The following is a 26,193-nucleotide window of genomic DNA, read 5'->3' on the forward strand; positions in this document are numbered from 1 at the left end:
TTGCCATATTTCCTGACCTCGCGCTCCCAGGGGCTTACTCACATTGCAACAGTTCGTTGAGTTGTTCGCGGCTGAGGTGGAGCAGTAAGGTGTGGAACGTGGACTGCGCGCAGCGCATCCGGGGCTGCGCCTGACGGTGGTGAGGAAGCTGTCGCCGGACTCCCCTCCTTTTTAAGGAGGGGTGGCGCGTAGCGCCGGGGTGGTTAGATGATCGAAGCGCAAACCGCCAACACGGTGGAGTTGAGCCATGTGCTGGTGCTGGAGACCGAGCACCAAGACATGCGCGAACAGTGGTTGAGACGCTTGCTGAAGAACCCGTTGGTGTGTCCAACCGAGATCATGCAGCCGTTGGCGATGGCCGAACTGGCGCAGGCAGCCCGTCACGATCAGACGGTGTGCCTGAGAGGCTGTTTGGAAATTAATCGCGTAATGGCTTAACCTACGATTTTTTCTAGGAAGTGGCCCACATGCCCTAGAAATGCAGCAAGAAGATTCGCAAAAAAACGCTACCCGAGTCACCTCAGCGACGGCGCCTGGAAGGCGATCAAGCCGCTGTTGCCGGGCGCCCCGGTCGGGCGCCCTCGTAAGCTCAGCATGCGCCAAGTCATCAATGCGATCTTCTATGTCCTGCAGACGGGCTGCCAGTGGCGTCAGCTGCCGCGCGACTTTCCTGCCTGGTCGGCAGTGTACTATGACTTCAATCGCTGGCGGCGCGATGGAACCTGGCAGCGTCTTTATGACAGGCTACGCGCTCGGCTACGGCAACGCCACGGGCGTCACAAGCATCCAAGCGCCGGGTGTCTGGACAACCAAAGCGTCAAGACCACGGCGATCCCTGGTGAGCGCGGCTATGACGCCGGCAAGAAGATCAAGGGCCGCAAACGCCATCTTCTGGTCGATACCCTGGGGCTGGTGCTGGCCGTCGTTGTCACCGCCGCCAGCGTGCAAGACCGTGATGGGGCGCGCCAACTCCTGTGCCATCTCCCCGGTCATTGCAAAAAGCTGCGCAAAATCTGGGTTGACGGCGGCTACAGTGGACGCCTGGTTGACTGGGTTGCCCAGCGCTTTCGTTTCGTCTTGACGGTGGTCTTGCGTCCCAAGGAGCGCCGAGGGTTTGTTTTGTTGCCGCGACGCTGGGTTGTTGAGCGGACCTTTGGCTGGCTGAACCACTCACGCCGTCTGAGCAAGGACTACGAGCGCTTGATGTCGAGCAGCGAAGCCTGGATTTATCTCGCAATGATTCGACTGATGGCTAACCGCTTGGTTTGAGGCGGTAGTTTCCAAACAGCTTCTGAGAATGATCGAGAGATCTTTCTAAAAACGGTCATCCCCAGTCGAAAGGCCACCAAGACATTTTTAGGAGGGTAGCATGCCCAAGCCCAAATTAGATCCCGAGGAGCAAGAGCTTCTGGAGGCATACGAGTCCGGAGAGCTCGAGTCAGATCTGGATGCTGATCGTCGGGAGTACTTGTCGAAGGCAGCGGAAGAAGCGTTCAAGAAAGACAAGCGGATCAATATACGTATCTCCAGTCGCGACTTGGAAGCACTTCAACGTCGGGCGCTGGAAGAGGGGCTTTAACGGTTCGCTAAAAAGTTTTCAAATGTTTTTGTATCTTCACTCACATATTGCGCAGATTGACCACTCGTCGCGAGTGCCTATCGCCTTGGCTTTTCCGCCCGCTTATCGCACCATTTGCTTCGGCGTGATAACCAAGCACCACCGGTCGCGACGCGCTCAGGCGAGACCTTAAACGCACGCAAGAGTTAGATAAGACGGGTTCGCCCGCACTGGCGTTGACGGCGTGAACAGATTTATTCAGCTTCGTGCAAGTTTGGGTAGGTTTTTATGAGCGGCTTCCTTACCAGTCTCTGGTATCAAGTGTTCTGCACAAGTATGTTTCCGGCGGGCTCATGGACGTCTCTGCTAACAAGTCAGGCCAGCGGACGCGCTAACGTGCGCCGCTGCCTTCTGCGTTCGGCAGGAAAGCTTCACAGAAGGAGGTGAATATCTAATATATCAATCTCAATTATCGGTCCCTACCGACAAGCCAGAAGGCGCATTAGCGCTGACGATCGGCCCTGGGCAGATGATCTTCGTTCGGTAGTCCTGTAGAAAGTAGTGAATGGTTATTCCGCGGTGACAGGCAAGGTTTGGTTATAATGGTGAACGAAATACCAGATAGCTCCAATAACGAGAGGGCTTTTCTAACTAAACGAGACACGCGTTGCCGATTGGCGCGCTGTCCGGGTCACGGTTAGGGTCTGGTGGTGATGACCAAGGCTTTCGCATTGGCCCTTAGTTTGAGTATCATGGAAACACAGGACGCTATAGAGCAGATCTCGCCGGAATAAGAACATAAACTTTCAGTCCATAACCGCCGCATTTACCCGATCCCCTGCACCTGATGGGCTTCGTCACCTTGTGCTGACTCGCCCGGGGACTGAGCCTTATATGCGATTTACTCGCCCCATCCCTGGGGCTCGCCCTTCGGGCTAGGCTGCGGCTGTTCAAAATCGCTCCCGGCGATTTTATCTGTACGTTGGCTCACACCTTTGCGCTCGGGCTTCCTTCAGACATTCCCTCACGGGTTTGCCCTTGCCGTCGGCGAGTAGTTACAGTCGTCCACAGTGTGGACATCACAGGTACTCCTACAGGGGACTTTCACCCCATCAGTTCATGCCCATGCCGGGCGTACACAATCGGCTGTTGTCGGACGTGCCTATGCTGCGCTCCGGCATGCCGCAAAGCCGGGCGTTGCATAATAAAAAATGGCATTAGAACTAACAAAAGAACAATGGATTGAGATTTTGCTAAATTCTGAACTTACAAAAGAAGTCGATCTGGCCATGTTCCAGGCAATCTACTCTTTTGATGGCCACAAAGCCTATGCTAGTCAAGTCGGCATGTTGCTTGGTTACAAAGGGAAGTCGCCTCATGCGCCGCTAAATTCTGAAATCGGGCTATACGCAAAACGAATCGCTAAACTCTATGACATAGAATTAACAAAAAGAACCGAGAAGAAATATAAGTTCTGGGATCTTTTCTTTAACGGCTGGGAAGAGGGAAGGTATTTTATATGGGAGCTTAAATCACCTCTGGTAGAGGCGTTAAGAGAGTGTAAATTAACAGGCGAGCACCCATACCCGGAAGAAATAGAAATACCGGAAAGCACTGAGAGTCTGTCTGAAGGGTTAAAAAAGACAGTTATAGTAAATACCTATGAGAGAAATTCAAGAGCAAGGAATCTCTGCATTAACCATTGGGGTACAAAATGTAGTGTCTGTGGATTCGATTTTGAAACAATCTATGGCAATTTATGGGCCGGTTATATACACGTTCATCATTTAATACCCGTTTCAAAAATAGGCAAGGCTTATAAAGTTGATCCTGTAAATGATTTGTGTCCCATTTGTCCAAATTGCCATGCAATGGTTCATGCAAAAAGTCCTCCGTTATCAATCACTGAACTGCAAGAAATCATGGAGTCTGTGAATGTCACAAACTCTCAGTAAATCGCATAATCGGATAGCCGGGGGTTTTTCTCCCCCGGCCTCCACAACACCCCGCATGTGGGTCTGCACGGGGCGTTTCCTCTGGAGTTCAAAGGAGAATGCTGATATGGTGAGCTTCAACGCGGCTTATCCAACGCATTGCCAAGGCCGTTTCACTTTTGAAGGCGATCAGAAGAAAATGTCTCTGCTTGGCGGTTGATAAGGTAGGCGATATATGGTTTTAAATCGTTGTGGTGCGGTGCGACAACGGGGGTTTTCTCTGTTGGAGGTGTTGGTGGCTTTTGCGATTATGGCATTGGCGCTGGGTGTGTTGTTGCAGGTGTTTTCAGGTGGTCTGCGCGGGACGGTGCAAACCAGTCAGTATGTTATGGCGGCTGCTCTGGCGGAATCCAAACTGGAGGCGCTGGGTGTTAGCGAGGCTTTGCGCGAGGGCGAGCAGGTCGGGGTGTTTGCGACGCATCCGGAGTATTCCTGGCGTTTAGTGGTGCGCCCTTATGAAGGTGCGACTCCCTGGCCGGTGGAGTTTGCGGATGTGCGCTTATGGGCGCTTGAGCTGGAGGTTATGTTTGGGCAGGCATCGCAGCGTAGTGTGCAGTTTTCCACCCTAAAACTTGGGCAACTCGGGCCATAGGGCGGGGAGGAGCGGTGTGAGGCATTGGTGGGCCTCGGCGGCGGTGGGGTGATGCGGGAAGCGGATGATCGGCTGGTCAAGATAGGTGCGCAGATCGGCGGCATTGTCCATCTGCTGGGGTTGCGTGCCCGTAGCTTCAACGTGGTTGAGGATAACTGCAGCAAGCACCAGGCCGCGTTGTTTGAGGGCCAGGGCATTGAGCAGGACGTGGTTGATGACGCCTAAGCGATCCGGGGCGACCAGCAGCACGGGCCAACCCAGCGCGCAGGCCAGATCCACATTCAGCCCATCATCGCTCAGCGGGGAGTATAGACCGCCCGCCCCTTCAACCAGCCATAGCGTATGCGCTGGGTCGCTCTCTTGGGGGATGCAGGCCTGGATGAGCTGGGATAGGCTCAAGGCCATTCCTTCAAGCTGGGCGGCCCGGGCGGGCGATAGGGCATGACGCAGCCTGTAGGGGGTCACCTGGGCAAGGGATTGGGCACTACCGGCGGCGTGATGCAGGGCGGCGCCATCCGCCGGTAAAAGTCCCTTGGGTCCGACGGAACAGCCAGATTCGACCGGCTTTCTGACGCACAGCGGATAGCCCAGGCTGTGCAAAAGCCGCAGCAGCGCACACGCCACCACTGTTTTGCCTACTCCCGTATCGGTGCCGGTGACAAAAACGCCGCGAGGTAAACGAGGAGTGCTGTGCATGAGAAGACGTGGATGATGGCGGCGCGTGCGCGGGCTGGCTTTAGATATTTTGGTCAATAAACGCGGTCAGCTGGGATTTGGACAATGCGCCAACCTTGGTGGCTTCGACATTGCCGCCCTTAAACAGCATCAGGGTGGGAATCCCGCGAATGCCATAACGCGGCGGTGTGCCCGGATTTTCATCAATATTGAGTTTGGCCACTTTCAAACGCCCGGCATATTCATCAGCGATTTCGTCGAGAATCGGCGCAATCATCTTGCAGGGGCCACACCACTCGGCCCAGTAGTCAACCAAAACGGGCTGGTCGGATTTTAATACCTCGGTTTCAAAGCTTGCATCAGTGATATAAGCAATGTTTTCACTCACAACGATAACCTCTGTTTTTTAAAGACATAAAGCACTACTACAGTAGCGCTTGAATCAGGAGAACAGGCACTTCCCCCGCACGCAGTGTGCCGGGGAAGTGCCAAGACACGCAAAGCCTGCAGGGTATGCAGGCTTTGCACGTTAGGAACGAGCACTCAAGGCGCTGCCAGATCGCATAACCCTGGGGCTACAACTGGAAAGGCGATGGGTGCCCGGACCCTCAGTATGGTCACAGGCACAAGAAGGATCAGCTCCAAAAGCGCATATGCGCAGACGCTACCCCAGGGCCTTGAGAATATTATCACGGATACCATCCACAGAACCGATGCCCTGAATGGTCACATATTTGGGGGCATCGGGGCTGCCGGTTTGGGCCCACTGCGAGTAAAAGCTTAGCAGCGGCTCGGTCTGGCTGTGGTAGACCTCCAGACGACGCCGCACTGTCGCCTCGTTATCATCATCGCGATGAATTAAATCCTCGCCGGTGAGATCGTCTTTGCCTTCAACCTTGGGCGGATTGTAGAGGATATGGTAAATGCGCCCGGAGCCCGGATGTACCCGCCGACCGCTGAGGCGCTTGATGATTTCCTCATCGGGTACCGCAAATTCAATGACATAATCCAGATCAATGCCTTCGGCCTTAAGGGCATCGGCTTGTGGAATGGTGCGCGGAAAGCCGTCGAGCAAAAAGCCATTGGCACAATCGGACTGTTTGAGCCGTTCGCGGATCAGGCCGATGATGATCTCATCAGAAACCAGTCCGCCGCTGTCCATGATTTTTTTGGCTTCAAGGCCCAACGGGGTGCCGGCTTTTACCGCAGCGCGCAGCATATCGCCGGTGGCAATCTGCGGGATGTTATATTTTTCCGTAATAAACTGGGCTTGTGTACCTTTCCCCGCGCCTGGGGCACCCAAAAGAATTAAGCGCATTACGCTCCTCCAAAATCATCAATTAGCAATGGCAAGCGGCGAATATTCGCACACTTTGTTGTTTTTATATACCCGGCCCAATCCCCGTGCTGGCAACGGGCGGCGGCTTAGGTATGCTGTAAACCATGATACAACATCACTGCATGACGTGCCTGTGCAAAAAACAGCCAGCGTTCTACCACGCCGCCCACAAAGGCAGCAATGACGGCCAGACTGACCCAGATTATGCCAGCCTCCGTGAAAAAGGCCAAAATCAGCGCTGGCAGGATAAAGCCCACCACAAACACCAGTATTTTCAGGCCATTGAGCTGTACCGGGCTGGGTTGGTAGCCAAATTCCCGGGTCAGGAAGGTGGCAGCCGTGTGTCCGGTATCAAAAAGCTGCATCGGCGCACGGGTAAAACCGGTGGCGGTGTTAAGCGTTGGCCCGGTGATGCGGGCAATCCAGAAATAAAAGATGCCTTTAGCCAGGGCAGTCAGGGTTAGCAGCGCCAGGGCCAGGCCATTGATCACCGGGTTGGCCTCCACCAGGGCGGTGTGCATGACCGCCAGCAGGACGCTGCCCAGCATCAGGCCGTAGAGAATATAATTCAGCGGGGTCAGGGCGGTGCGCCATTGCCGGATGGTTTTCAGGCAGGCATAGATCATCCCGGTCGCAAACACCGTCGCCAGGGCCAGCATTGCCGCAATCCCGCCAGCGAGATCCAGTAGCAGCGGGGTATTGCCCGGATACAGGTAGATTCCGGCAAGATAAAGCATGGCAAAGGGATAAAAAACAATGGCCAGAATGCCCTCCCGCGAGAGCCAGGAGCTGCGAAAGCGCATCAATGCACGCCAGGCATTTTTGACATTGGCCAGGTGAAAGCTTGAGGAGATGAGGCCGGCGGTGATCAAGACCAGGGCGACAGTGCCGTGGATCAAAAGATGCGTGCTGTCCATTGCTGGTCCGATACCGCTCAGATCAAGCAAAACCAGCAGGATAAACAAGCCATAGCCAGCCCCGGAGGTGACGGTAAAGAAAATGACGGAAAAGGCGGGATGCATGAATCAAAGCCTCTTTAAATAAGGGTTAGCCAAAGCAACGCATCGCATCCGGCAAGCCCCCTGCGGGATGCGTCGGGTTGCACATGCGCGTAGTTTACCTGTCCACGCCGTAGATATGGCAGAATTCAATATCAATCTCGCCTAAGCTTATAATGTCACGATGCTTAAGGGGATGCGGCCCGCTATCCAGCGGTTTGTCGTTGATGCGACCGTGCAGACCTGTGGCATTTTTATCCGCATTGGCGACGAAAAAATCCTTGGCCGTGCGCGTCATCAACAAGATCGCGGGAGGCTGAAGACCCAATACGGTCAACGCCTCGTGCAAGGGAATTTCACGCCGTCGATTTGGCCCGGTAAGAATGCGCAACATCGCTCTGGTAGGGGCGGCTTCGCTGGCCTGGCGATGCGCCGCAAGCTGTACCGCCTTGCGCGTACACTGCAAGATATGCTGCAGGTGTGCATCCTGAATTGGCGCGGCGGGCATATCCTCTTGATCAATGCGCAGCAGACGCTCGGCGGCATCAGTCTCATCCCTATCCAAACCTTCATCCGCCACCGGGGCGGGTTCAGCAACTGAGCCATCCTCATCGACATAATGCAGACGATACACGCCGATGATAATGACATCGCCGCCGTGCAGCGGATGCTGCGTAATACGCTGTGCATTGACGAAGGTGCCGTTGGTGCTGTGCAAATCCTCAAGCCAATAGGCGTGGGGCGGATGTGGCACAATGCGCGCATGATAGCTGCTGACTGCCAGGTTTTCCAGGCAGATCGCGTTATCCTTGGTGCGCCCAATGGTCAATGTAGCGCCATCAAGCGGATATTCGGCAAGGGTGTCCGTATTCAGCGACACCACCAGCTTGGCCATGTGCGCATCTCCCCAGTGTTTAGGAAAATATCATTTACCCAGCAGCCGTTTGTACCAAGGCGTGCGTGGACGATCAAAGCCCAAGGGGCGTGCCAGAATCACCGAGATATTATCCCGCCCGCCACGTTCATTGGCCTGTTGAATCAGGCGCTCGGCGCTCAGTTCCAGACGATCGCCATGGCGGGCAAGCAATGCGCTGATTTCGGCATCGCTGAGCATATCATTGAGCCCATCGGAACACAGCAAATAAAGATCACCCGGTAGCGCCATCTCTTCTTGCAGATCCACGGCGACGCTGGCTTCTACGCCCAAGGCCCGCGTGACCAGATTACGGTTTAAGGCACCCCGCGCCTCATCGGGGGTGCAATAGCCGCGATTCACCATTTCCTGCACCATGCTGTGATCCAGCGTCAATTGTTTAAGCAGGCCATTGCGGTAGCGATACAGGCGCGAATCGCCGACATGGGCGATAATGACATGGCGCTGCTGAAACACCGCCATCACCAGGGTAGTACCCATGCCCTGATAACCGCGCCCATCCTGAGCGGCCTGAAAAATTGCCTGATTGGCCCTGATAACCGCCCGCCGCGCCAATAACGTTACCTGCAAATAGCCGGTTTCCTCATCCACGGCCCCGGCATCCTGTTGTAACAATCCCTCTCGCAGCGTATCAAGCACGGTTTGCACAGCAATCCCGCTGGCGACCTCACCGCCCTGATAGCCGCCCATGCCATCGGCGAGCACCGCAATCCCCAGCGTGGCATCCTCGCCAATGCAATCTTCGTTATGGGAACGGACGCGTCCGGTGTCACTACGCCCCACAAGTTCAATGTCATGCATCGCCCATCAACCTACCAGCACCGGCCCATCGTGGCTCGCCCTCATGCGGCTTATGCGTAACGGGATGCAGTTCAGCCGTCGCGGCGTTGCTGCAAGGTCAACTCCTGACCGGGAAAAATCGAGCGGTTGCCCTGTAAATTATTCCAGCGCCCCAGCTCCTGTACCGAAACTTTATACTGACGGGCGATATTCCACAATGTATCCCCCGGCTGTACGACATGTACATGGGTATTGGCGGCGCTGTGTGACGGGCTTTGCGCTTGGGCCGTACGGACGGGAGCGGTCTGTGCCAAGCGGGTGTCTGCGGCTATATTCGGGACCAGTAATTGCTGACCGGCGCGCACATGCTGACCACGCAGGCGGTTAGCCTGGCGCAAGATCTGGGCCTGGGTTTGATGGCGTTGCGCGATTTGCTCCAAGGTCTCACCCGGCTTGACCCGGTAGGGTTTCCAGTTGACCCGCTTTTCTGTCGGCAGTTGCGCCAGGGTATTTTTAAACATATCGGCCTGCTCAATCGGCACCAGCAAATGATGCGGCCCATCCGGGGCGGTGGCATGACGACTGAAGCCGGGATTCAGCTGTTGCAGGTCATCCAGCTCGAGATTGGCCAGATGCGCCGCCAGTTTCAGATCAATCTGTTCCTTGGCATCCACCAGGGTGAGATACGGGCGATCCTCAATGGGCCACAGGCTGACATCATACTGTTCGGGCTGTTTGACAATGGCAGACAAGGCTAGCAGTTTGGGCACATGGTGCTGAGTTTCACGCGGCAAATCCAGATGCCAGAAATCAGTGGGGCGACCCACCTGACGGTTGCGGCGAATCGCCCGCTCGACCGTTCCCTGACCGGCATTGTAGGCGGCCAGCGCCAGCAGCCAATCATCAAAAACCCCATGCAAGCGATCCAGATAACTGACAGCGGCCTGGGTTGAGGCATGAATATCCAGACGGCCATCGTACCAGCCATTTTGTTTCAGACCGAAATGCTTGCCGGTAGACGGGATAAACTGCCAGATTCCGGCGGCACGCCCCGGCGACAGCGCCCCCGGTTCATAGGCGCTTTCCACCGCCGGCAACAATACCAGCTCCAAAGGCAAATCGCGGGCGCTGAGCTCCTCAACCACCAGATACAGATACGGCTCAGCCCTGGCGGTCAGGTGTTCGAGCTGCTCCTGATCGGCATATTGATCGATGTATTGCTGAACTAACGGGCGGTGTGTTTCATCGGGGAGGGCAAAACCTGCGCGGATGCGTTGCCAGAGATCGCTATCGCTCTGGCGTGAGCGGGCCTCATGGCCGCGTGTCGAGGCGATGTCTGCCGTCTCCGGCTCAGAGGCCGCCGCCTGAAGCGCCAGATCAAGCAGATCACGCGCCGGCGCGGGTGTATGTGGCAACAGCGTATCACGCTCAAACAACCAGGCACGGTTAGCGGCATCGGTGGCGTGGGTCTGCGGTGGATTAACCGCACACCCGGAAAGCATAAGTCCCATCAGCAGGGATAAAACACCAATACTGGCGGGAAGCAGTCTACTATACGTCATCATAAAGGTATCCTGAGGTGTGAAAATTCATCACCACAGGCGTTAGGAAGCTGGCTTGATCAGCTACCTAACGCCTACAGCTTTCATATAGTCTGTGACTCGCTAGAAGCGAGGTGTTGCAATAGCGAATGAAGATCGTCTGCCAGCGCGACCTCCCAAGACAATGATTCACCCGTTACCGGATGGATCAGGCCCAGTGCGGTGGCATGCAGAGCCTGACGCCCAAAGCTGCGCAAGGCCTCCTGTACGCCGGGATCATGGCTTGCGCCATAGTGCGCACGCGGGCCATACACCGGATCACCCACAATAGGATGACGGATATGCTGCATGTGTACGCGAATCTGATGGGTGCGTCCGGTTTCCAGTTGAACCCGCAACAGGGTATAGCCCTGAAAGCGTTGCGCAATGCGATAATGGGTAATGGCAGGCCGACCATGCATCCCCTCCACCACCGCCATGCGCTTACGATCTACCGGATGACGGCCAATGGGTGCATCCACCCGGCCCCCGGCAATCAATTCACCCTGTACCAGCGCCAGATATTCACGTTTTACAGTTCTTGCCTGGAGTTGGCGTACCAGTTCGGTATGCGCTGGCAGGGTGGCGGCAACCACCATCAGCCCGGAGGTATCCTTGTCCAGACGATGCACAATCCCCGCCCTGGGCAGTTGCGCCAACGACGGGCGATGATGCAACAAGGCATTCACCAGGGTGCCATCAGGATGTCCCGGCGCAGGATGCACCACCAGACCCGCAGGCTTGTTGAGCACTAAAATCTGGGCATCTTCATACACCACATCCAGCGTGATGGCTTGTGCCGGATTATCCAGCACCTCCGGCTCCGGGGCACAGATGATGGCCTCTTCCCCGCCAATCAGCCGATCCTTGCGCCGCAACACGCGCCCATCGACATGCACATAGCCCGCGTCCAGCCATTGCTGGATACGGGTGCGTGAATACTGTGAAAATAATTGCGCCAGAGCGGCATCCAGACGATGCCCTGCAAGATCCTCGGGAACTTGAGCGACCAAGCGTATCATCAAGCAAAGATCCTGCGGACGGAATGAAAGGAACTACACGCAGACCAGCGCCATTGTGTATTTATAACGAGACATAAGCATCGTATGCTTGCAGCCACAGCAAAACGCAGCCAGCCCCGCAAGGCTGACTGCGTTTGCAGAGAAAACCAGGGTTTTCAGGACTTAAGCAACAGCCTTGCCCATCGCGGCAAAGCTTTTGATGAATGGCCCGGCCATGCGCGGGTCTTTGATCATCGCTTTATAATCGCCTTGCTTGAATTTCAGCTTACCCGTGGTCACGGCCATGCCAAGACCGGCCATGCCCGGCGGCTTGGTCATCCACTCAGACCAGACTTCTGGCTTGGCACGTAAATCCCAGCTCAGCGTCTCGCCGTTAAAGGCCCCAGCACTGACCACCTTGCCTTTTTCCACGACGATTACGCCTCTAGGCGCTGGATCATCAGGGAAACCATAGCCAATGGTGGAATTGAAATCGATTTTAGCCAAGGCATCCGCCAGTTCAGGCTCACCATTCCAGGCATTTTGGAAACCCGTCATCCATTCAGCATCAAATAATTCAGCCATCTTTATATCCCCCTAAACTCAGAGTTGAAATCAAATCATCTGTGCGCAGATGCAGCCTTCTGCACCTGCAAATGTCTAGGCAATATACCATAAAATGAAAAGCCGTCGTTTACGCCGCCCGATGCCTTGCCGTCGCCTGGGTGGGGGCGCAGGGCTTATACGGCGGGCTTTAATTGCTGCAAAAACGTATTGAGTGCCTCGGCAAAACGCAAGGGCACCTCTTCTTGTGGCAGGTGCGCGCAATCCTTGAGGATCACCAAACGGGCCTGGGGCAAATCCTCTGCCAGCCGCACACTCTCCTCCACCTTCACCGTGCGATCATGTTCGCCGGAAAGCACCAGACAGGGCTGGGTAATCTGCGCCAACCGCTCGGCCAGATGCAAGGGATGGCTGGCTAAAAACAGCTCCCACCAGGCATGATCCCACGGCCCTTGCTGAAAATCCTGGCGATAGGCCTCAAGCCGCTCCGCAGAGACTAACGTAGGATCTGCCCAGAAACTTTTCAAGGTTTTGGCAAACAGGCGCTGAATCATAAAACGCATCATGGCAACACCGAGCGGCTCAATGCGGCGCAAAAACGGTGGCAACCAGCGCGGAAATTGCGCGGTGGCATAGCCGGAATAGGCCATGGCCCCCACCAAAACCAGCCCCTGCACGCGCTGCGGATAACGTAGCGCGGTATATAAAGCCAGCGAGCCGCCGGTGGAATTGCCCACGAGCACGGCCTGTGGGTGGCCTAACTGATCCAGCAGGCGCACGATCAAATCAGACTGCGCATCCGGGCCATAAACACTGGCCTCGCCCTGCATCGGCAACGGGCGCGAAGTCAGACCAAAGGCCGGACGATCCGGGGCAATCAGGGTCGCCTCAGGCAAAACCTGCGGCATCACCTCCGCCCAGGAGCGACTGCTTAAAAAACTGCCGTGCAAAAACACCACCACCGGCTGATCTGCACCGGGGCGGTAGCGATAATGCATCCGTAAATCGTCGCCTAATGTAATAAAACGGTCAGCGTGTGATGTCATTGAGCGCGCATAAAAATGGGGAGGGAATCAAACGTTAGAGTGTGGCACTGACTTTGTTCGCCAAACAGCGGTTTTGCCGATGGGCAACCTCGCGCACGGTTTGGCGCTGCATAATATCGCCAAGGGTAATGGTGGCAAGAAAGTCTTCAATCCGCTGGCTTAATTCAAACCACAGATCATGCGTCAAACACGGCTCACCATTGCAACAATCACCACGGCCGGCACAACGGGCCGTATCCACCCGTTCATCCACCGCCGTAATGACATCTGCGATGGCAATCTCTGTGGCCGCCCGACTGAGCGTATAGCCGCCACCGGGGCCACGGGTGCTGACCACCAGGCCCCGGCGGCGCAGTTTTGCAAACAACTGCTCCAGATACGAAAGCGAGATTCCCTGGCGGGCGGAGATGTCAGACAAAGAGATCGGCCCCTGCTCGTGATGGATCGCCAGATCCAGCATGGCTGTGACAGCATAGCGCCCTTTGGTCGTTAATTTCATCAGTGTCTCCGCAAAAAAACCCAGCCATTTGATACAGGGAGGGATAGTGGCTGTGAGTATAGCAATTCCTTAGTTTTTTTATCAATTTTACCTTGACTGGCCCGCAATGATGGATGTGCCATCGCCTTGATGTTGATTGTGGGTGGAATTCACCGTACATGGCGGCGTCTGCAGAAGATACTGCTTTTACGAACGCAAACGGCACCATGGCCTTTGTGACTCAACTGTGTTTTTTATGGGGGACTTTGCGAGACCTGAACCGCTTTCAGATATACGCTGCCATGAAATCGACATAAAACAATGGCGGGCGTGGGCGTTTTCATGGCATCCTAGAAAAATTGTTGACTTTAGAGGCCGACGGCAAAGGGGCATCTGCTTCGGTGCGGACTGCTCTCATGATCTGCCAGACGCCATGTCATCAGCATTCACTAAACAGTGGCATGTGTGATCTGCCTCCAGGATACGTGCCAGCATTTTGTCAGACCCCGGTATGCGGCTTGCCCGCATGGCAAATACATGCCAGGGTCTGATGCAACCTCATCTTAAACATCGCCTTAGCAGCGGGGTACAATGATAACGTGCTGAAAAAAATCTTAATTGCCAATCGGGGCGAAATTGCGGTGCGAATCATTCGCGCCTGCGCGGAGATGGAGCTGACGTCGGTGGCGGTGTATACCGACGCAGACCGTTATGGCCTGCACGTCAAGAAGGCCGACGAGTCGTATTCTATTGGCCCGGATTCACTCGCCGGCTATCTGAACGTGCATCGTATGGTCAATCTGGCGCGGGCCGCTGGCTGTGATGCGATTCATCCGGGCTATGGTTTTTTGTCTGAAAATCCCCAATTTGCACTGACCTGCGCCCGCCACGGCATTCAGTTTATCGGCCCGGATGCGGAGGTAATCCGGCGTATGGGCGATAAGGTGGAAGCCCGTCGCGCCATGATCGCTGCCGGAGTGCCGGTGGTGCCGGGCAGTGAAGGCAATCTGAACACCGTGGAAGAGGCGGTCAGCATGGCCGAGCAGATCGGCTATCCGGTAATGCTTAAAGCCACCACCGGCGGCGGCGGGCGCGGGATTCGCCGCTGTGATGATGTGGAATCACTGCGCCGCAATTATGAGCGGGTGCGCTCTGAGGCCACCAAAGCCTTTGGCAATACTGAAATTTTCATGGAAAAGGCGATTATCAACCCGCGCCATATTGAGGTGCAAATCCTCGCGGATCGTCACGGCAATGTGATTCACCTGTTTGAGCGGGATTGCTCCATTCAGCGTCGCCATCAAAAGCTGGTGGAAATTGCTCCCTCGCCACAACTGACCGAGGCGCAGCGTCAGTATGTTGGTGAGCTGGCGGTCAAGGCGGCGCGGGCGGTGAATTATGAAAATGCTGGAACGGTGGAGTTTTTGCTTGATCATGAGGGAGCGTTTTATTTCATGGAGATGAATACCCGCCTGCAGGTGGAACATCCGGTCACCGAGATGATCACCGGCATTGACATCGTCCAAGAGCAAATCCGCATTGCCGCCGGTCTGCCCTTGCGCTACCGTCAGGAAGAGATCACCCGCCGAGGCTTTGCGATTGAGTTTCGCATCAATGCCGAGGACCCCAAAAACGATTTTCTGCCCAGCTTTGGCCGTATCACCCGCTATTTTGCACCCGGTGGGCCAGGCGTGCGCACGGATGGCGCCATCTATACCGGCTATGAGATCCCGCCGCATTATGACTCCATGTGCGCCAAGCTGATTATCTGGGCACTGGACTGGGAGGGCCTGATTCATCGCGCCAGCCGTACCCTGCGCGATATGGGGGTCTATGGCGTGAAAACCACCATTCCCTATTATCTTGAAATCCTGCGTTCCGAGCAGTTTCGCCAAGGCGAGTTTGATACGGGCTTTGTGGAGGCCCATCCGGAATTTACCCACTATTCGGTGCGCCGTCCTACCCGCGAAATTGCCGCCGTTATTGCCGCTGCGCTGGTTGCGCATAAAGGTCTTTAAGCCGTTTTGGCATTATCCCTACAGGTATTGATTTATGTCTTCTAAGGTCATGATTACCGACTTAACCTTGCGTGATGGCCATCAGAGCCTCATTGCAACCCGTATGCGCACCGAGGATATGCTGCCGGTGTGCGCCCAGCTCGATCGCATCGGCTTTTGGTCGCTGGAAGTGTGGGGCGGGGCCACCTTTGATGCGTGTTTGCGCTTTTTGAAAGAAGACCCGTGGGCGCGTTTACGGGCGCTGCGCCAGGCCCTGCCCAATACTCCTCTGCAGATGCTGCTGCGCGGCCAGAACCTTTTAGGCTATCGGCATTATGCCGACGATGTGGTGCGCCGCTTCGTCAGCCGTAGCGCGGTCAACGGCATTGATATTTTTCGCATTTTTGATGCCATGAACGACACGCGCAACATGCGCGTCGCCATTGAGGCGGTCAAGGCAGAAGGCAAGCATGCCCAGGGTACGCTCAGCTACACCACAAGCCCGGTGCATACCCATGCGCAATTTGTTGCCATGGCCAAAGAACTGGCCACGATGGGCTGTGACAGCATCGCCATCAAAGACATGGCCGGGCTGCTCACGCCGATGAGCACCGCCCAACTGGTGGCCGCGCTGGTGGAAGCCGTGCCCTTGCCGATACATCTGCACGTTCATGCCACCGCTGGCCTGGCCGAGATGTGTCATCTCAAAGCCATTGAAAACGGCTGTCGGCATATTGAAACGGTGATGTCCGCCTTTGCCGGGGGGACCAGCCATGCGCCCACAGAAAGCATGGTCGCCGCCCTGCAAGGTACGGAATATGACACTGGCCTGGATTTAAGTGCCTTGCAGGAAATCGGCTTTTATTTCCGCGAGATACGCAAAAAATATCACCAATACGAAAGTGAATACACCGGCATTGATACCCGCGTGCAGATCAATCAGGTGCCCGGCGGCATGATCTCCAACCTGATGAACCAGCTCAAAGATCAAGGCGCGCTGGATAAAGTCGAGCAGGTGATGGCCGAAATCCCCAAGGTGCGCGAAGACCTGGGCTATCCCCCGCTGGTCACGCCCACCTCACAAATTGTCGGCACTCAGGCCGTGATGAACGTCCTCACCGGCGAGCGTTACAAAACCATCACCAACGAGGTCAAGCTCTACCTGCAAGGTCGCTATGGACGCACGCCCGGCACCATCAACGCGATTGTGCGCCAAAAAGCCATCGGCCACGCGGATGTCATTGATTGTCGCCCGGCGGACCTGCTGGAAGATGAAATGGACAACCTTCATGCCCAGATCGGCGCATTGGCACACAACGAAGAAGACGTGCTGATCTGCGCCATGTTTCCCGAGATTGGCCGCGAATTTCTCGAAGGCCGCCGCGATGGCCACCTCATCCCCGAGCCGCTGGAACCGCTCCCCTGCGCCACCAGCGGTGCCAGCAGTGAATTACTCGCCCCGGTGGAATTCAAGGCCACCCTGCACGGTGAAACTTACCACATCAAAATCACTGGCACCGGCCACAAGCGCGAGGACATGCGCCCCTTTTATATCACCGTGGATGGGATGCCTGAAGAGGTCATCATCGAGACCCTGGATGAGCTGATGCTCGATGAAGAAAACCTCGACCAGCGACCCAAGACGCGCTCTGGCAGCCAGCGCCCCCGCGCCACCAAACCCGGCCACGTCTCCAGCTCCATGCCCGGCACCATCATTGATGTGCTGGTCAAAGAAGGCGACAGCATCAAGGCCGGTGATCCGGTATTGATTCTGGAGGCCATGAAGATGGAAACCGAAGTCCAGGCACCCGTTGGCGGCACCGTCAAAGCCGTGCATGTCAGCAAAGGCGATAGCGTCAATCCAGACGACGCCCTGGTCGAAATCGCCTAAACCTTCCTCGTTTACCGCTTGCCTACCCGGGACCGCCCTCGTCGGCGGTCCCCCATATCCGATGGCCTGGCGACGCCCTTGCGGTGTCGCTAGGCAGTGTTTTTTCTGGACGCGTAGATCGACTGCCTATGGCCACTCTCCGTATCCGCGAAAGGATTCGTTTAGATAACGGATGCGGCACGGCTCAGGATGCGTGATGGCGTTCAATATAGCGTTCGGTGGCAACGTCCATGGTGGCGCAGTGTTGCAGATACCAGGGGCCAAATTCGTTTAAAAACAGGTCGCGCAGTTCTTCCAGGGTGATCACCCCGGCGTCTAGGTCATCCATACAGGCCACCAGTTGCTCCAGGCGCTGGTCGTGTTCCTGTTTGTGTCGTTGCAGGGGCGGGAAGTTGGTCTGGCGCATCAGAAGCTCCTCGCGGTTGAAATGCGCCCGGCTGTGTTCGATAAAATCGCGCAGGGTTTGGCGCAGGCCGGGCGGTTCCTCCTGGGGATGTTGCTCAAAGCCGTGGGTGATGGTTTTGAGCATGGCGATGGCCTGGGCATGGTCGTCGTGCATGAACGTGCTGTCGGCGGGGGGGGTGGCGGCATCAGTCATAATTTTCTCCGCGAAGAATTTAGATGCTAGGGGCCGGGCAAGGATACGGCCAGCCTTTGGGGGCCGTCATCAGTTTTGCGCGAGAAACCCCGACCTTCAGGCCGGGGAGGGATAGCGGCTACGATCTTGCAGCCGCCGGAAATAAGTGCAGGCCTTCCACCTGCCGGGCCGTGAGGCTCTGCCCTTACGGGCCTGGTGACGGAGCCTTGCGGCTCGCTCCCCTCGGGCATGTGCATCACCGGCTCCCGCTTGCGCGGCGGCTGAAACCTTCGGCGTTTTGCCTTGCGCCAGCATGATCTCAGCCTTCCAGTGTCCGGGACTGAGGAAGCATCCCGGAGTGGGTCTTAACGACCTGTGATGCACGGAGCGGGTTTGCACCGCTTGCCCTGGTCAACCGAGCTTGCTTTCACCTGCCTGCCGCGCCTGCCTGCCGCGACGCACGCGGCGCAGGCAGGTGCGTCGCGGCAGGCAGGCAAGCTCCGCCCTTCAGGGCGGGGTAGTTGACGGTGAGTCCGGGCGTCGTCGCAAGCGCTTGAAAGCCTTTAGCGACGCCAAAAGGCCGGGGTGAGTAATACCAAGACGGTAAAGATCTCCAGGCGCCCCATGAGCATAGCAAAAGCCAGCATCCATTTGGCAAAGTCGTTGATATCGGCATAGTGTGGGCCAACCTCAGCAAGCCCTGGGCCAAGGTTATTCATGCAGGCCGCTACGGCGGAAAAGGCGGTGATCTGATCCAGCCCGGTTGCCATCAGGGCCAGTAAAATCAGCGCAAAAATCGCCACATAGGCCGAAAAAAAGCCCCATACGGCGTCGATGATGCGATCCGGGAGGGGGTGGTGTCCGATTTTAACGGCAATCTGGGCGCTGGGATGAATCAGGCGCATGATCTCGCGCTGGCCTTGTTTAAACAGCAATAAAAAGCGCACGACTTTGATGCCACCGCCGGTAGAGGCGGCACAGGCGCCGATAAAACTGGCAAAGATCAACAATACCGGCAAAAAGCCCGGCCAGTTATAAAAATCCGTGGTGGTAAAGCCGGTGGTGGTACCGATGGAAACCGCATGAAAAATCCCCAGGCGCAGCGCGTTTTCTGCATTGTGGGCGGCCTGCGTCCAGTATAGATAAGCCACACAGACGCTGGCGACGATGCTGATGATGAGCACATAAGTACGAAATTCAGCATCTTTGGCATAGTGCCACAGGCTTAAATTGCGCCAGGCGACAAAGTGCAGGCCAAAGTTAATCCCGCCGAGCAGGATAAAAAAGATCGCCACCGCCTCCACCGTCGCACTGTCAAAATGCCCAAGACTGGCATCATAGGTGGAAAAGCCGCCCAGCGATACCGTGGCAAAGGCATGGGCAATGGCATCAAAGACGCTCATCCCCACCAGCCAGTAAGCCATCGCACAGGCAATGGTAAAACCCAGATACAGATACCACAGGGCCTTGGCGGTTTCAGCGATGCGCGGGGTTAATTTGGAGTCCTTCACCGGGCCGGGCATTTCAGCGCGATAAAGCTGCATCCCCCCAACCCCCAGCATCGGCAAAATCGCCACCGCCAGCACGATAATGCCCATGCCGCCCAGCCATTGCAGCTGCTGGCGATAAATCAAAATACTGCGCGGCAGTTCATCCAGCCCCTGCAAGACCGTGGCCCCGGTGGTGGTCAGGCCCGACATCGACTCAAACACCGCATCGGTGATGGAGATCGGCAGGGATTCATCCAGATAAAACGGCAAGGCACCAAAACAGCCCAGTACCAGCCAGAACATGAACACCACCACAAAGCCATCACGCAGCCGCAATTCCCGCCGCTGGCGCGCCACCGGCAGCCAGATCAGGGTACCGACGACCAGCAAAATGACAAAGGCATAGATAAATGCCCACAGACTGGCTTCACCATACAGCCAGCCCACGCCAGCCGGGGGCAGCATGGTCACACTAAAGACCATCAGCAGCAGGCCGAGAATGCGTTGAATAACCCCAAAACTACCCACGGATTAGCAACCGTAGCCTATGCCATCACAGCGAGGCCGCAGCGCGTGAGGATATGGCGGTACACGCAGGCACACACCAACATCACGCGGCCTTAAAGCATCGGTGATAATTCTCGCCGGTGTGCTGGCTGAGGGCCTCGATGGACAGGTCGCGCAATTTGGCCAGGCAGGCGGCGGTATGCACCAAAAGGGCGGGGTGGTTGGCTTTGCCGCGATGGGGCATGGGGGCGAGATAGGGCGCATCGGTTTCAATTAACAGCCGATCCAGCGGCACCCGGCGGGCGACTTCGCGCAGCGCCTCGGCGGTACGAAAGGTGACAATCCCGGAAAAGGAGATGTAAAACCCCAGATCCAGCGCGGCCTGCGCAGTGTCCCAGTCTTCGGTGAAACAGTGCATCACGCCGCCGACCTCAGCGGCCTTTTCGGCGCGCAAAATCGCCAAGGTATCGGCGCGGGCGTCGCGGCTGTGAATGATCAGCGGCTTGTTAAGTTCTCGGGCGGCGCGGATATGAACCCGGAAACGCTCGCGCTGCCACTCCAAATCTCCCTGATTGTAATGATAATCCAGCCCGGTCTCGCCAATGGCGAGCACCTCAGGATGGGCGCCGTCGCGACACAGGGCAGCAACGCGGGCTTCGGGGCCTTCGCGTTCGCTGGGATGTACGCCCACGCTGCAATCAATGGCGGGATAGTCTTGCGCCATCTGCAATAAGGCCGGGAAGTGATCCAGGCGAATGGAGACACACAGCATTCGCTGGATGCCCGCCTGGGCGGCGCTGTGCAGCATTCCGGCAAAGCCATCGCTGAAGGGGCCAAGATCAATGCGGTCAAGGTGACAGTGGGAATCAATCAGCATCGCTTATGCCCCGCGCCTATAGGCCAGTTCGCAGATAGCGTGGCCGTGTTGTTCGCCGCGCCGCTCAAATTTGGTTTTGGGGCGGGGGCACTGTTGTTGCAAGTTGGCTGCATCCAGCGGCTGAAACACGGGAAAATCAGCAATAATCTCTTGCATGTGTTCACCATAAGGCGCCCAGTCGGTCGCCAGATGCAGCAGTCCGCCAGGCTGCAGGCACTGTGCCAGCAGGGTGACAAAATCAGACTGGATCAGGCGGCGTTTATGGTGGCGTTTTTTCGGCCACGGATCGGGAAAAAAGATCTGGATGCGATCCAGGCTGTGCGGCGGGATCATGTGGCGCATAACGTCCACAGCGTCATGACAGATAACCCGCAGATTGGGCAATCCCTGCGTCTCAATGCAGTGCAACAGATGGCCCACGCCGGGGCGATGCACCTCAATCCCCAGAAAATCACGCTCCGGCGCAGCGGCCGCCATGGCAGCCAGCGTCTCGCCATTACCAAAGCCAATTTCCAGCGTCACCGGGGCGCTACGCCCGTAGCACTGCGCCATGTCCAGCGCCGCGCCGGTATATTCCAGCCCGTACTCTGACCAGTGATCTGTCAGCGCCCGTTGTTGGCCGCTGGTCAGACGGCCCTGGCGACGCACAAAGCTGCGAATGCGCGGGGCTGCGGGCGCGGCGTTTTGGCGAGATGCGTGTTCAACCACGTCCATTTAAAAAAAGGTTCCGTCCAGCGGTGAGGAGGCGCTGGCATAGCGTTTTTTCGGCATACGTCCGGCCAGAAAGGCCTCACGTCCGGCCTCAATGGCTTTGCGCATGGCGCTGGCCATCAATATCGGATCACGCGCTGCCGCAATGGCGGTATTCATCAACACCCCATCGCAGCCCAGCTCCATGGCTATCGCACTGTCTGAGGCAGTGCCCACGCCCGCATCCACCAGAATCGGCACCTTGGCGTTTTCGACAATCTCCAGGATGTTGTAGCGATTCTGAATCCCCAGCCCGGAGCCAATCGGCGCCGCCAGCGGCATCACCGCCACACAGCCGATCTCTTCCAAGCGCTTGGCCAGCAGCGGGTCATCACTGGTATACACCATCACCTTGAAACCGTCCTTGACCAGGGTTTCTGCGGCGTGCAGGGTCTGCACCACATCGGGATAGAGGGTTTTTTCATCACCGAGCACTTCCAGCTTGACCAGATCGTGGCCGTCCAGCAGCTCCCGTGCCAGGCGGCAGGTGCGCACCGCATCCTCGGCGCTGTAGCAGCCTGCGGTATTGGGGAGCAGGGTGTAGTCTTTGGGCGGGAGCACATCCAGCAGATTGGGCTCATCGGGGTTTTGGCCGATATTGGTGCGCCGGATCGCCACCGTAATAATCTGTGCGCCGCTGGCCTTTACGGCCTGGCGGGTTTGCTCCAAGTCTTTGTATTTACCCGTGCCCACCAGCAAACGCGAGTGGTAAGTGACGCCGGCGATGATCAAGGGGTCATGATGGGATGTTTCTGACATGCTGTACCACATTAAAAATAGAGGGATAAACAAGGAACTTGAAAGCACGAATAGACAGGCATTTAGTCTTGCGTATTCATTCGTGATTCAAAGGGCTTAGCCGCCCCCGACGGCGTGGACGATTTCCACCCGGTCACCGGCTTTGAAGCAGTAGTCTTCAAAACAACTGCGCGGGAGGATTTCACCGTTGATTTCCACCGCCAAACGCTGGCCTACGAGATTCAGCTCGGTGAGTAATTCGGCGGCGGTGAGCCCTGCCGGGAGAGGCTTGGCGGCGCCATTTAAGTGTATTTCAATGGATGTCTTCATGGGGCTTTGGTTTTAACTATGGGCCTCTTAGAGAAAAACAATTTCAATAATCATTCTCGTTTGCATATACTGAAATCGTGAGCTGTTGGGCGATGCCCATTACATGGCTTTAATCATCTGATCTTTTAAGGAGTGTGTCATGAAAAAAACCTTTTCCTTTGCTGTTGTGCATTTCACGGTGGCCTTTGCCGTCACCTATGCCTTAACCGGTAGCTGGGTCTTGGGTGGTTTGGTGGCGATGATTGAGCCGATGGTCAATACCGTGGCCTATCATTTCCATGAAAAAGTCTGGGATCGCATCCGCGCCCGACGTGAGGCCAATGAAACGCCGCAGGCGACCGAGTCCACCTTGGCCGGAGCGTAAACCGACATGCACCATCCTCAAACGCATTCAGAGTATAACGCACCGCCCGCCTCGGTATTAAGAGGCGGGCTTTTTTTTTGCGCAATGATCAGGCGCTAGAAGCTATACACGATATTTGCCCGCAGAAATTGCCCATCATCCGTGCCTTTGGCATAGTAATCCCCGACCTGCAGCCATTCCCCCCAAACATGCCCGGTCAATGAGGGCGATAATTTAAAGCCCAGCACCGCCGTGATCAGATCCCCGCGATCCTTGCCGGTGCCGCTACCGTCTTTTTCATTGGCATAGAGCTTATGATAGCGCAGTTTCAGGCTGCCATCGCTAAAGGGCACCAGATCCATCCCGATGGAAAAGCTGTCCAGATTGCTCCAGCCCGCAACGCCATATTGGGTGCCCACCAGCGAATAGACATACAATTCACTGATTTGTGGCCAGCGTGAAAACACCGGATGCCAGCCTTCGTTGCGGCCCTCTGAACGGGCATCATTACCCGACAGATAATAATAGCCCGCCACAAAGGCCGGTTTCAGCGTACCCCCCATGGCCGGACGATAACTCAGCTCGGCGTCGAGCATCTGGCCGCGCAGGCGGATATCGCCATGATCCCCATGCTGCAAGGCCAGCTCGATATTGGCCTTAACCCCATTGCCAAAATCGGGCATAAAGCGCCCACCAACGGTGTGAAACTTGGCATCTTCCAGGGTGCGCAAGGCCGTGCGTGAGTCGTATTCGACCTTGTAAATCCAGTAGCTTTCAAAGGGCATATTCGCCAGTTGGCGATGCTTGCCATAAAAACCGATGCCCGCCTCATCGTGTTCAATCATGCGCAGCCTGGATTCACGATTGATGGCCGCATAATCTTTATCGGTGTTATAGACCGCCAGAAAATCTATATCGTTAGCCCCCATCTGCAACGAGGCCTTGAGCGCATTGAAAAACAGGGTGCGCGACCCATCAGACGGCGTGCCTTCCAGAATCACCTTGCCGGTGCCATAAATCAGCTCCTGACGCCCCACCCGCAATGCCAGATTGCCGCTGCCCAGATTTTTAAAATCGGCATACAGCTCATCGACAATGATCTCATTGAGTGGGTCCCAGTTCTTGGTGTACTGACGCCCCCGGTCATAAAAGCGAAACTCATTGGTAAAGCGTGCCCGCCACAGGGTATGCTCGTCGGTCTGATATTGCAGCCAGACCCGCGTGCGGTTACGGTTAAAAACCTGATCAAAATGCCCCCCGGCATTATGCGGAATATCCCCCAGATCGGTGACCCGCACCCGCAGATCACCGCCCCATGCAAAGGCCTCGGCAGCGGTTGCAGACCCCACACAGAGCAGCAGTGAGGCAAATGCCGCTGATAATTTTTTCATCATGTTGACCAATCTCCCCGTTGCAACCCCAAGCTTGATGACACGCACTGCTGGCCTGTCTATCAAGGGCTTGGGTTGATTTTGAATAGGTATTTTTTTACAGCCTCGGGATTATAACCATAGAGGCTAATGTTTTGTTATGGCTTTTCCTGATTACTCATGTTGCTCAGCCACCACTCCGCCAACCTGTCCTATACTGAGATTATATCCAGCAAGGGAGATGACATCATGGCACGCAACCCGATCCAGTTTTAGCCCGGCCTGTCGCTGCCGGCCTTCCTCGAGCAATACGGTACCGAAGGACAGTGCAGGGAGGCACTCTTTCGGCATCGCTGGCCGCGAGGGTTTTTAACTGACGCTTAAAATCTTTTATTATCTCTGATAATCTACGATAATGGAAAAGCGATTAGTTAAGATAGGCGAGGCCGCAAAACTCCTGGGGTGTTCCATAGACGCTTTGCGTCGATGGGAGGCCACCGGAGAATTGCTCCCTGCGCGTAAGACCAAAGGCGGTACACGCTACTACGACACCGCGCACCTGCTTGGTCTAGGTGATGTAGACGCGCCGACCATTTGTTACGCCCGCGTATCCAGTCATGACCAGAAAGCCGACCTCGACCGCCAGCAAGAAATGTTAGAAACGTACTGTGCGGCTAAGGGATGGCGGGCAGAGGTCATCCGCGATCTTGGATCGGGCATGAATGACCGCAAGAAAGGACTGCAACGCCTATTAGAAATGATCTTGCGGCGGCAAATGCGGCGGCTGGTCATTACCCACAAGGATCGGCTGTTACGCTTCGGTTCAGAGCTTGTCTTTGCCTTGTGTGAGATGCAAGGCATTGAGATTGTCATCATCCATAAAGGCGAACAACCCTCGTTTGAGGAAGATTTGGCACAGGATGTTTTAGAAATCATTACGGTCTTTTCCGCGCGCCTCTATGGCAGTCGCTCCAAGAAACACCGCAAGCTGCTGCACGACCTGCAAGCCTCGGCAGACGTGATCGCAGAAGACCTCGGACTCCATAATGCTCATCGCAAACAAGATTGAACTGCGCCCAACCCCTGAGCAAGCCGATTATCTCAATCGGGCCTGTGGATCGCGTCGGCACTGCGACAACCAACTGCTGCATTATTTCAGTCAGGACGGCGTAAAATGGTCAAAAGCCGCAGCGTATCCGTATTATATCCAGGTATTGCGCGTTCAATTTTCGTGGTATGCGAAAGTGTCCAGCCGGGTAACACGCAACGCGATTGACGATCTTGACAACGCATTCAAGCATTTTTTTCGGCGCGTGAAAGCCAAGGCCAAAAAGCCAGGCTATCCCCGCTTCAAGAAAAAAGACCTCCATGACTCCTTTGCCCTGCGCGAGTCAGGCAAGTGCGACGTAGACGGGCGCACACTGCGCATTGAAAAGCTCAAGACCCGCATCAAGATGCGCCAAGGTTTACGCTTTACCGGGCAGACCAAACAGGTCACGATCAGCAAGCGGGCAGGCCGGTTCTATGCTTCTATTCTGGTAGACACTAACGAATACAACCCACACGCCCCCGAACACGCTTCAGTCGGTGTTGATCTGGGTATCAAGGATTTAGCGACATTAAGCACCGGCGAAGTCATCCCCGCCAATCAGCGCCTTAAGAAACACCTCAAATATTTAAAGCGGCGGCAACGGAACCTGTCGCACAAAGTGAAGGGTAGTCGTCGGAGCGCGAAAGCCAAGCGCTCCGTTGCACGACTGCACCAGCGGATCAGCCATCAACGT

Annotated in this window: 28 protein-coding genes and 1 pseudogene; 10 read left to right on the top strand and 19 right to left on the bottom strand. The window is 56.1% G+C overall.

The features are described from left to right. The first annotated feature begins 207 nt into the window (after positions 1-207). The 3 genes from THISIDRAFT_RS08410 to THISIDRAFT_RS08420 all read left to right on the top strand — a co-directional run bounded on the left by THISIDRAFT_RS08410 (position 208) and on the right by THISIDRAFT_RS08420 (position 1,579). Positions 208-438 (top strand): hypothetical protein, encoded by a 231-nt coding sequence (locus tag THISIDRAFT_RS08410; RefSeq protein WP_006788441.1) that lies wholly within the window; start codon positions 208-210, stop codon positions 436-438. 53 nt (positions 439-491) lie between these two features. Further along, a protein-coding gene (locus THISIDRAFT_RS08415) for an IS5 family transposase (RefSeq protein WP_246585423.1) occupies positions 492-1,269 on the top strand; the annotation gives its coding sequence in 2 pieces (ribosomal slippage) (positions 492-497 and positions 499-1,269; 777 coding nt in all). A 100-nt stretch (positions 1,270-1,369) separates the two neighbouring features. Continuing rightward, complete coding sequence (locus tag THISIDRAFT_RS08420) at positions 1,370-1,579, top strand: hypothetical protein (protein ID WP_006788157.1); 210 nt, start codon at positions 1,370-1,372, stop codon at positions 1,577-1,579. A 548-nt stretch (positions 1,580-2,127) separates the two neighbouring features. On the opposite strand, the pseudogene THISIDRAFT_RS15465 reads toward THISIDRAFT_RS08420, so the two are convergent. Then, positions 2,128-2,231, bottom strand: a pseudogene (locus tag THISIDRAFT_RS15465) (IS1 family transposase); the annotation flags it as partial. A 538-nt stretch (positions 2,232-2,769) separates the two neighbouring features. Between THISIDRAFT_RS15465 and THISIDRAFT_RS08425 the strand changes: the two are divergent. Next, on the top strand, positions 2,770-3,513 hold the full coding sequence (locus THISIDRAFT_RS08425; RefSeq protein ID WP_083824647.1) for an HNH endonuclease: 744 nt from the start codon (positions 2,770-2,772) through the stop codon (positions 3,511-3,513). A gap of 274 nt (positions 3,514-3,787) precedes the next feature. Then, complete coding sequence (locus THISIDRAFT_RS08430; protein ID WP_418896131.1) at positions 3,788-4,144, top strand: hypothetical protein; 357 nt, start codon at positions 3,788-3,790, stop codon at positions 4,142-4,144. Here the strand turns inward: THISIDRAFT_RS08430 and bioD are convergent. The 11 genes from bioD to THISIDRAFT_RS08485 all read right to left on the bottom strand — a co-directional run bounded on the left by bioD (position 4,118) and on the right by THISIDRAFT_RS08485 (position 13,560). Continuing rightward, positions 4,118-4,840 carry a dethiobiotin synthase gene (bioD, locus tag THISIDRAFT_RS08435; protein WP_006788161.1) on the bottom strand — a complete coding sequence of 241 codons (723 nt, stop codon included), beginning with the start codon at positions 4,838-4,840 and terminating at the stop codon, positions 4,118-4,120. The genes THISIDRAFT_RS08430 and bioD overlap by 27 nt on opposite strands. A gap of 40 nt (positions 4,841-4,880) precedes the next feature. Continuing rightward, positions 4,881-5,207 (bottom strand): thioredoxin TrxA, encoded by a 327-nt coding sequence (trxA, locus tag THISIDRAFT_RS08440; protein ID WP_006788162.1) that lies wholly within the window; start codon positions 5,205-5,207, stop codon positions 4,881-4,883. A 276-nt stretch (positions 5,208-5,483) separates the two neighbouring features. Then, the gene (gene adk / locus THISIDRAFT_RS08445; protein ID WP_006788163.1) at positions 5,484-6,137 is read right to left on the bottom strand and encodes an adenylate kinase; all 654 of its coding nucleotides are present in this window, start codon (positions 6,135-6,137) and stop codon (positions 5,484-5,486) included. 107 nt (positions 6,138-6,244) lie between these two features. Then, on the bottom strand, positions 6,245-7,180 hold the full coding sequence (locus tag THISIDRAFT_RS08450) for a dimethyl sulfoxide reductase anchor subunit family protein (RefSeq protein WP_006788164.1): 936 nt from the start codon (positions 7,178-7,180) through the stop codon (positions 6,245-6,247). Between the two features lie 94 nt (positions 7,181-7,274). Continuing rightward, positions 7,275-8,051 (bottom strand): FHA domain-containing protein, encoded by a 777-nt coding sequence (locus THISIDRAFT_RS08455; RefSeq protein ID WP_006788165.1) that lies wholly within the window; start codon positions 8,049-8,051, stop codon positions 7,275-7,277. 30 nt (positions 8,052-8,081) lie between these two features. Further along, positions 8,082-8,891, bottom strand: coding sequence for a Stp1/IreP family PP2C-type Ser/Thr phosphatase (locus tag THISIDRAFT_RS08460; protein ID WP_006788166.1), 810 nt, complete (start codon positions 8,889-8,891; stop codon positions 8,082-8,084). A gap of 71 nt (positions 8,892-8,962) precedes the next feature. Then, positions 8,963-10,435, bottom strand: coding sequence for a LysM peptidoglycan-binding domain-containing protein (locus THISIDRAFT_RS08465; protein ID WP_006788167.1), 1,473 nt, complete (start codon positions 10,433-10,435; stop codon positions 8,963-8,965). Between the two features lie 80 nt (positions 10,436-10,515). Then, entirely contained in the window at positions 10,516-11,472 is a 957-nt protein-coding gene (gene rluD, locus THISIDRAFT_RS08470) for a 23S rRNA pseudouridine(1911/1915/1917) synthase RluD (protein WP_006788168.1), read from the bottom strand. A 162-nt stretch (positions 11,473-11,634) separates the two neighbouring features. Beyond that, entirely contained in the window at positions 11,635-12,036 is a 402-nt protein-coding gene (locus tag THISIDRAFT_RS08475) for a hypothetical protein (RefSeq protein ID WP_006788169.1), read from the bottom strand. Positions 12,037-12,191: 155 nt separating this feature from the next. Next, complete coding sequence (locus tag THISIDRAFT_RS08480; RefSeq protein WP_006788170.1) at positions 12,192-13,061, bottom strand: alpha/beta fold hydrolase; 870 nt, start codon at positions 13,059-13,061, stop codon at positions 12,192-12,194. Between the two features lie 34 nt (positions 13,062-13,095). Continuing rightward, on the bottom strand, positions 13,096-13,560 hold the full coding sequence (locus THISIDRAFT_RS08485) for an Rrf2 family transcriptional regulator (protein WP_006788171.1): 465 nt from the start codon (positions 13,558-13,560) through the stop codon (positions 13,096-13,098). A 578-nt stretch (positions 13,561-14,138) separates the two neighbouring features. Between THISIDRAFT_RS08485 and THISIDRAFT_RS08490 the strand changes: the two genes are divergently transcribed. Then, complete coding sequence (locus THISIDRAFT_RS08490) at positions 14,139-15,557, top strand: acetyl-CoA carboxylase biotin carboxylase subunit (RefSeq protein ID WP_006788172.1); 1,419 nt, start codon at positions 14,139-14,141, stop codon at positions 15,555-15,557. Between the two features lie 34 nt (positions 15,558-15,591). Beyond that, positions 15,592-17,427, top strand: a complete 1,836-nt coding sequence (gene oadA, locus THISIDRAFT_RS08495; protein ID WP_006788173.1) for a sodium-extruding oxaloacetate decarboxylase subunit alpha — start codon at positions 15,592-15,594, stop codon at positions 17,425-17,427. 184 nt (positions 17,428-17,611) lie between these two features. Here oadA and THISIDRAFT_RS08500 read toward each other — a convergent pair whose 3' ends face one another. From THISIDRAFT_RS08500 to thiS, 6 genes are all read right to left on the bottom strand, one after another. Then, positions 17,612-18,025: a hemerythrin family protein gene (locus tag THISIDRAFT_RS08500; RefSeq protein WP_006788174.1), complete on the bottom strand. Its 414-nt coding sequence runs from the start codon at positions 18,023-18,025 to the stop codon at positions 17,612-17,614. Positions 18,026-18,567: 542 nt separating this feature from the next. Beyond that, the gene (locus THISIDRAFT_RS08505; RefSeq protein WP_050984927.1) at positions 18,568-19,977 is read right to left on the bottom strand and encodes a TrkH family potassium uptake protein; all 1,410 of its coding nucleotides are present in this window, start codon (positions 19,975-19,977) and stop codon (positions 18,568-18,570) included. Between the two features lie 127 nt (positions 19,978-20,104). Beyond that, positions 20,105-20,878: a TatD family hydrolase gene (locus tag THISIDRAFT_RS08510; protein ID WP_006788176.1), complete on the bottom strand. Its 774-nt coding sequence runs from the start codon at positions 20,876-20,878 to the stop codon at positions 20,105-20,107. Positions 20,879-20,881: 3 nt separating this feature from the next. After that, positions 20,882-21,592: a tRNA (guanosine(46)-N7)-methyltransferase TrmB gene (gene trmB / locus THISIDRAFT_RS08515; RefSeq protein WP_006788177.1), complete on the bottom strand. Its 711-nt coding sequence runs from the start codon at positions 21,590-21,592 to the stop codon at positions 20,882-20,884. Then, complete coding sequence (locus THISIDRAFT_RS08520) at positions 21,593-22,387, bottom strand: thiazole synthase (RefSeq protein WP_040852851.1); 795 nt, start codon at positions 22,385-22,387, stop codon at positions 21,593-21,595. 96 nt (positions 22,388-22,483) lie between these two features. After that, on the bottom strand, positions 22,484-22,696 hold the full coding sequence (gene thiS, locus THISIDRAFT_RS14790) for a sulfur carrier protein ThiS (RefSeq protein ID WP_006788179.1): 213 nt from the start codon (positions 22,694-22,696) through the stop codon (positions 22,484-22,486). Between the two features lie 139 nt (positions 22,697-22,835). Between thiS and THISIDRAFT_RS08525 the strand changes: the two genes are divergently transcribed. Beyond that, positions 22,836-23,060 (top strand): DUF2061 domain-containing protein, encoded by a 225-nt coding sequence (locus THISIDRAFT_RS08525; protein WP_006788180.1) that lies wholly within the window; start codon positions 22,836-22,838, stop codon positions 23,058-23,060. Between the two features lie 95 nt (positions 23,061-23,155). Here the strand turns inward: THISIDRAFT_RS08525 and THISIDRAFT_RS08530 are convergent, their stop codons facing one another. Then, complete coding sequence (locus THISIDRAFT_RS08530; RefSeq protein ID WP_006788181.1) at positions 23,156-24,433, bottom strand: alginate export family protein; 1,278 nt, start codon at positions 24,431-24,433, stop codon at positions 23,156-23,158. A gap of 391 nt (positions 24,434-24,824) precedes the next feature. On the opposite strand from THISIDRAFT_RS08530, the gene THISIDRAFT_RS08540 reads away from it, so the two are divergent. Together THISIDRAFT_RS08540 and THISIDRAFT_RS14795 are read left to right on the top strand one after the other, a co-directional pair. Then, positions 24,825-25,478 (top strand): IS607 family transposase, encoded by a 654-nt coding sequence (locus tag THISIDRAFT_RS08540; RefSeq protein WP_006788662.1) that lies wholly within the window; start codon positions 24,825-24,827, stop codon positions 25,476-25,478. Continuing rightward, a partial coding sequence (locus THISIDRAFT_RS14795) for an RNA-guided endonuclease InsQ/TnpB family protein (RefSeq protein ID WP_246585359.1) occupies positions 25,456-26,193 on the top strand: 738 nt, incomplete at its 3' end. The genes THISIDRAFT_RS08540 and THISIDRAFT_RS14795, both read left to right, overlap by 23 nt.

Origin of the sequence: Thiorhodospira sibirica ATCC 700588, from assembly GCF_000227725.2 — a bacterium.
Classification (GTDB): domain Bacteria; phylum Pseudomonadota; class Gammaproteobacteria; order Ectothiorhodospirales; family Ectothiorhodospiraceae; genus Thiorhodospira; species Thiorhodospira sibirica.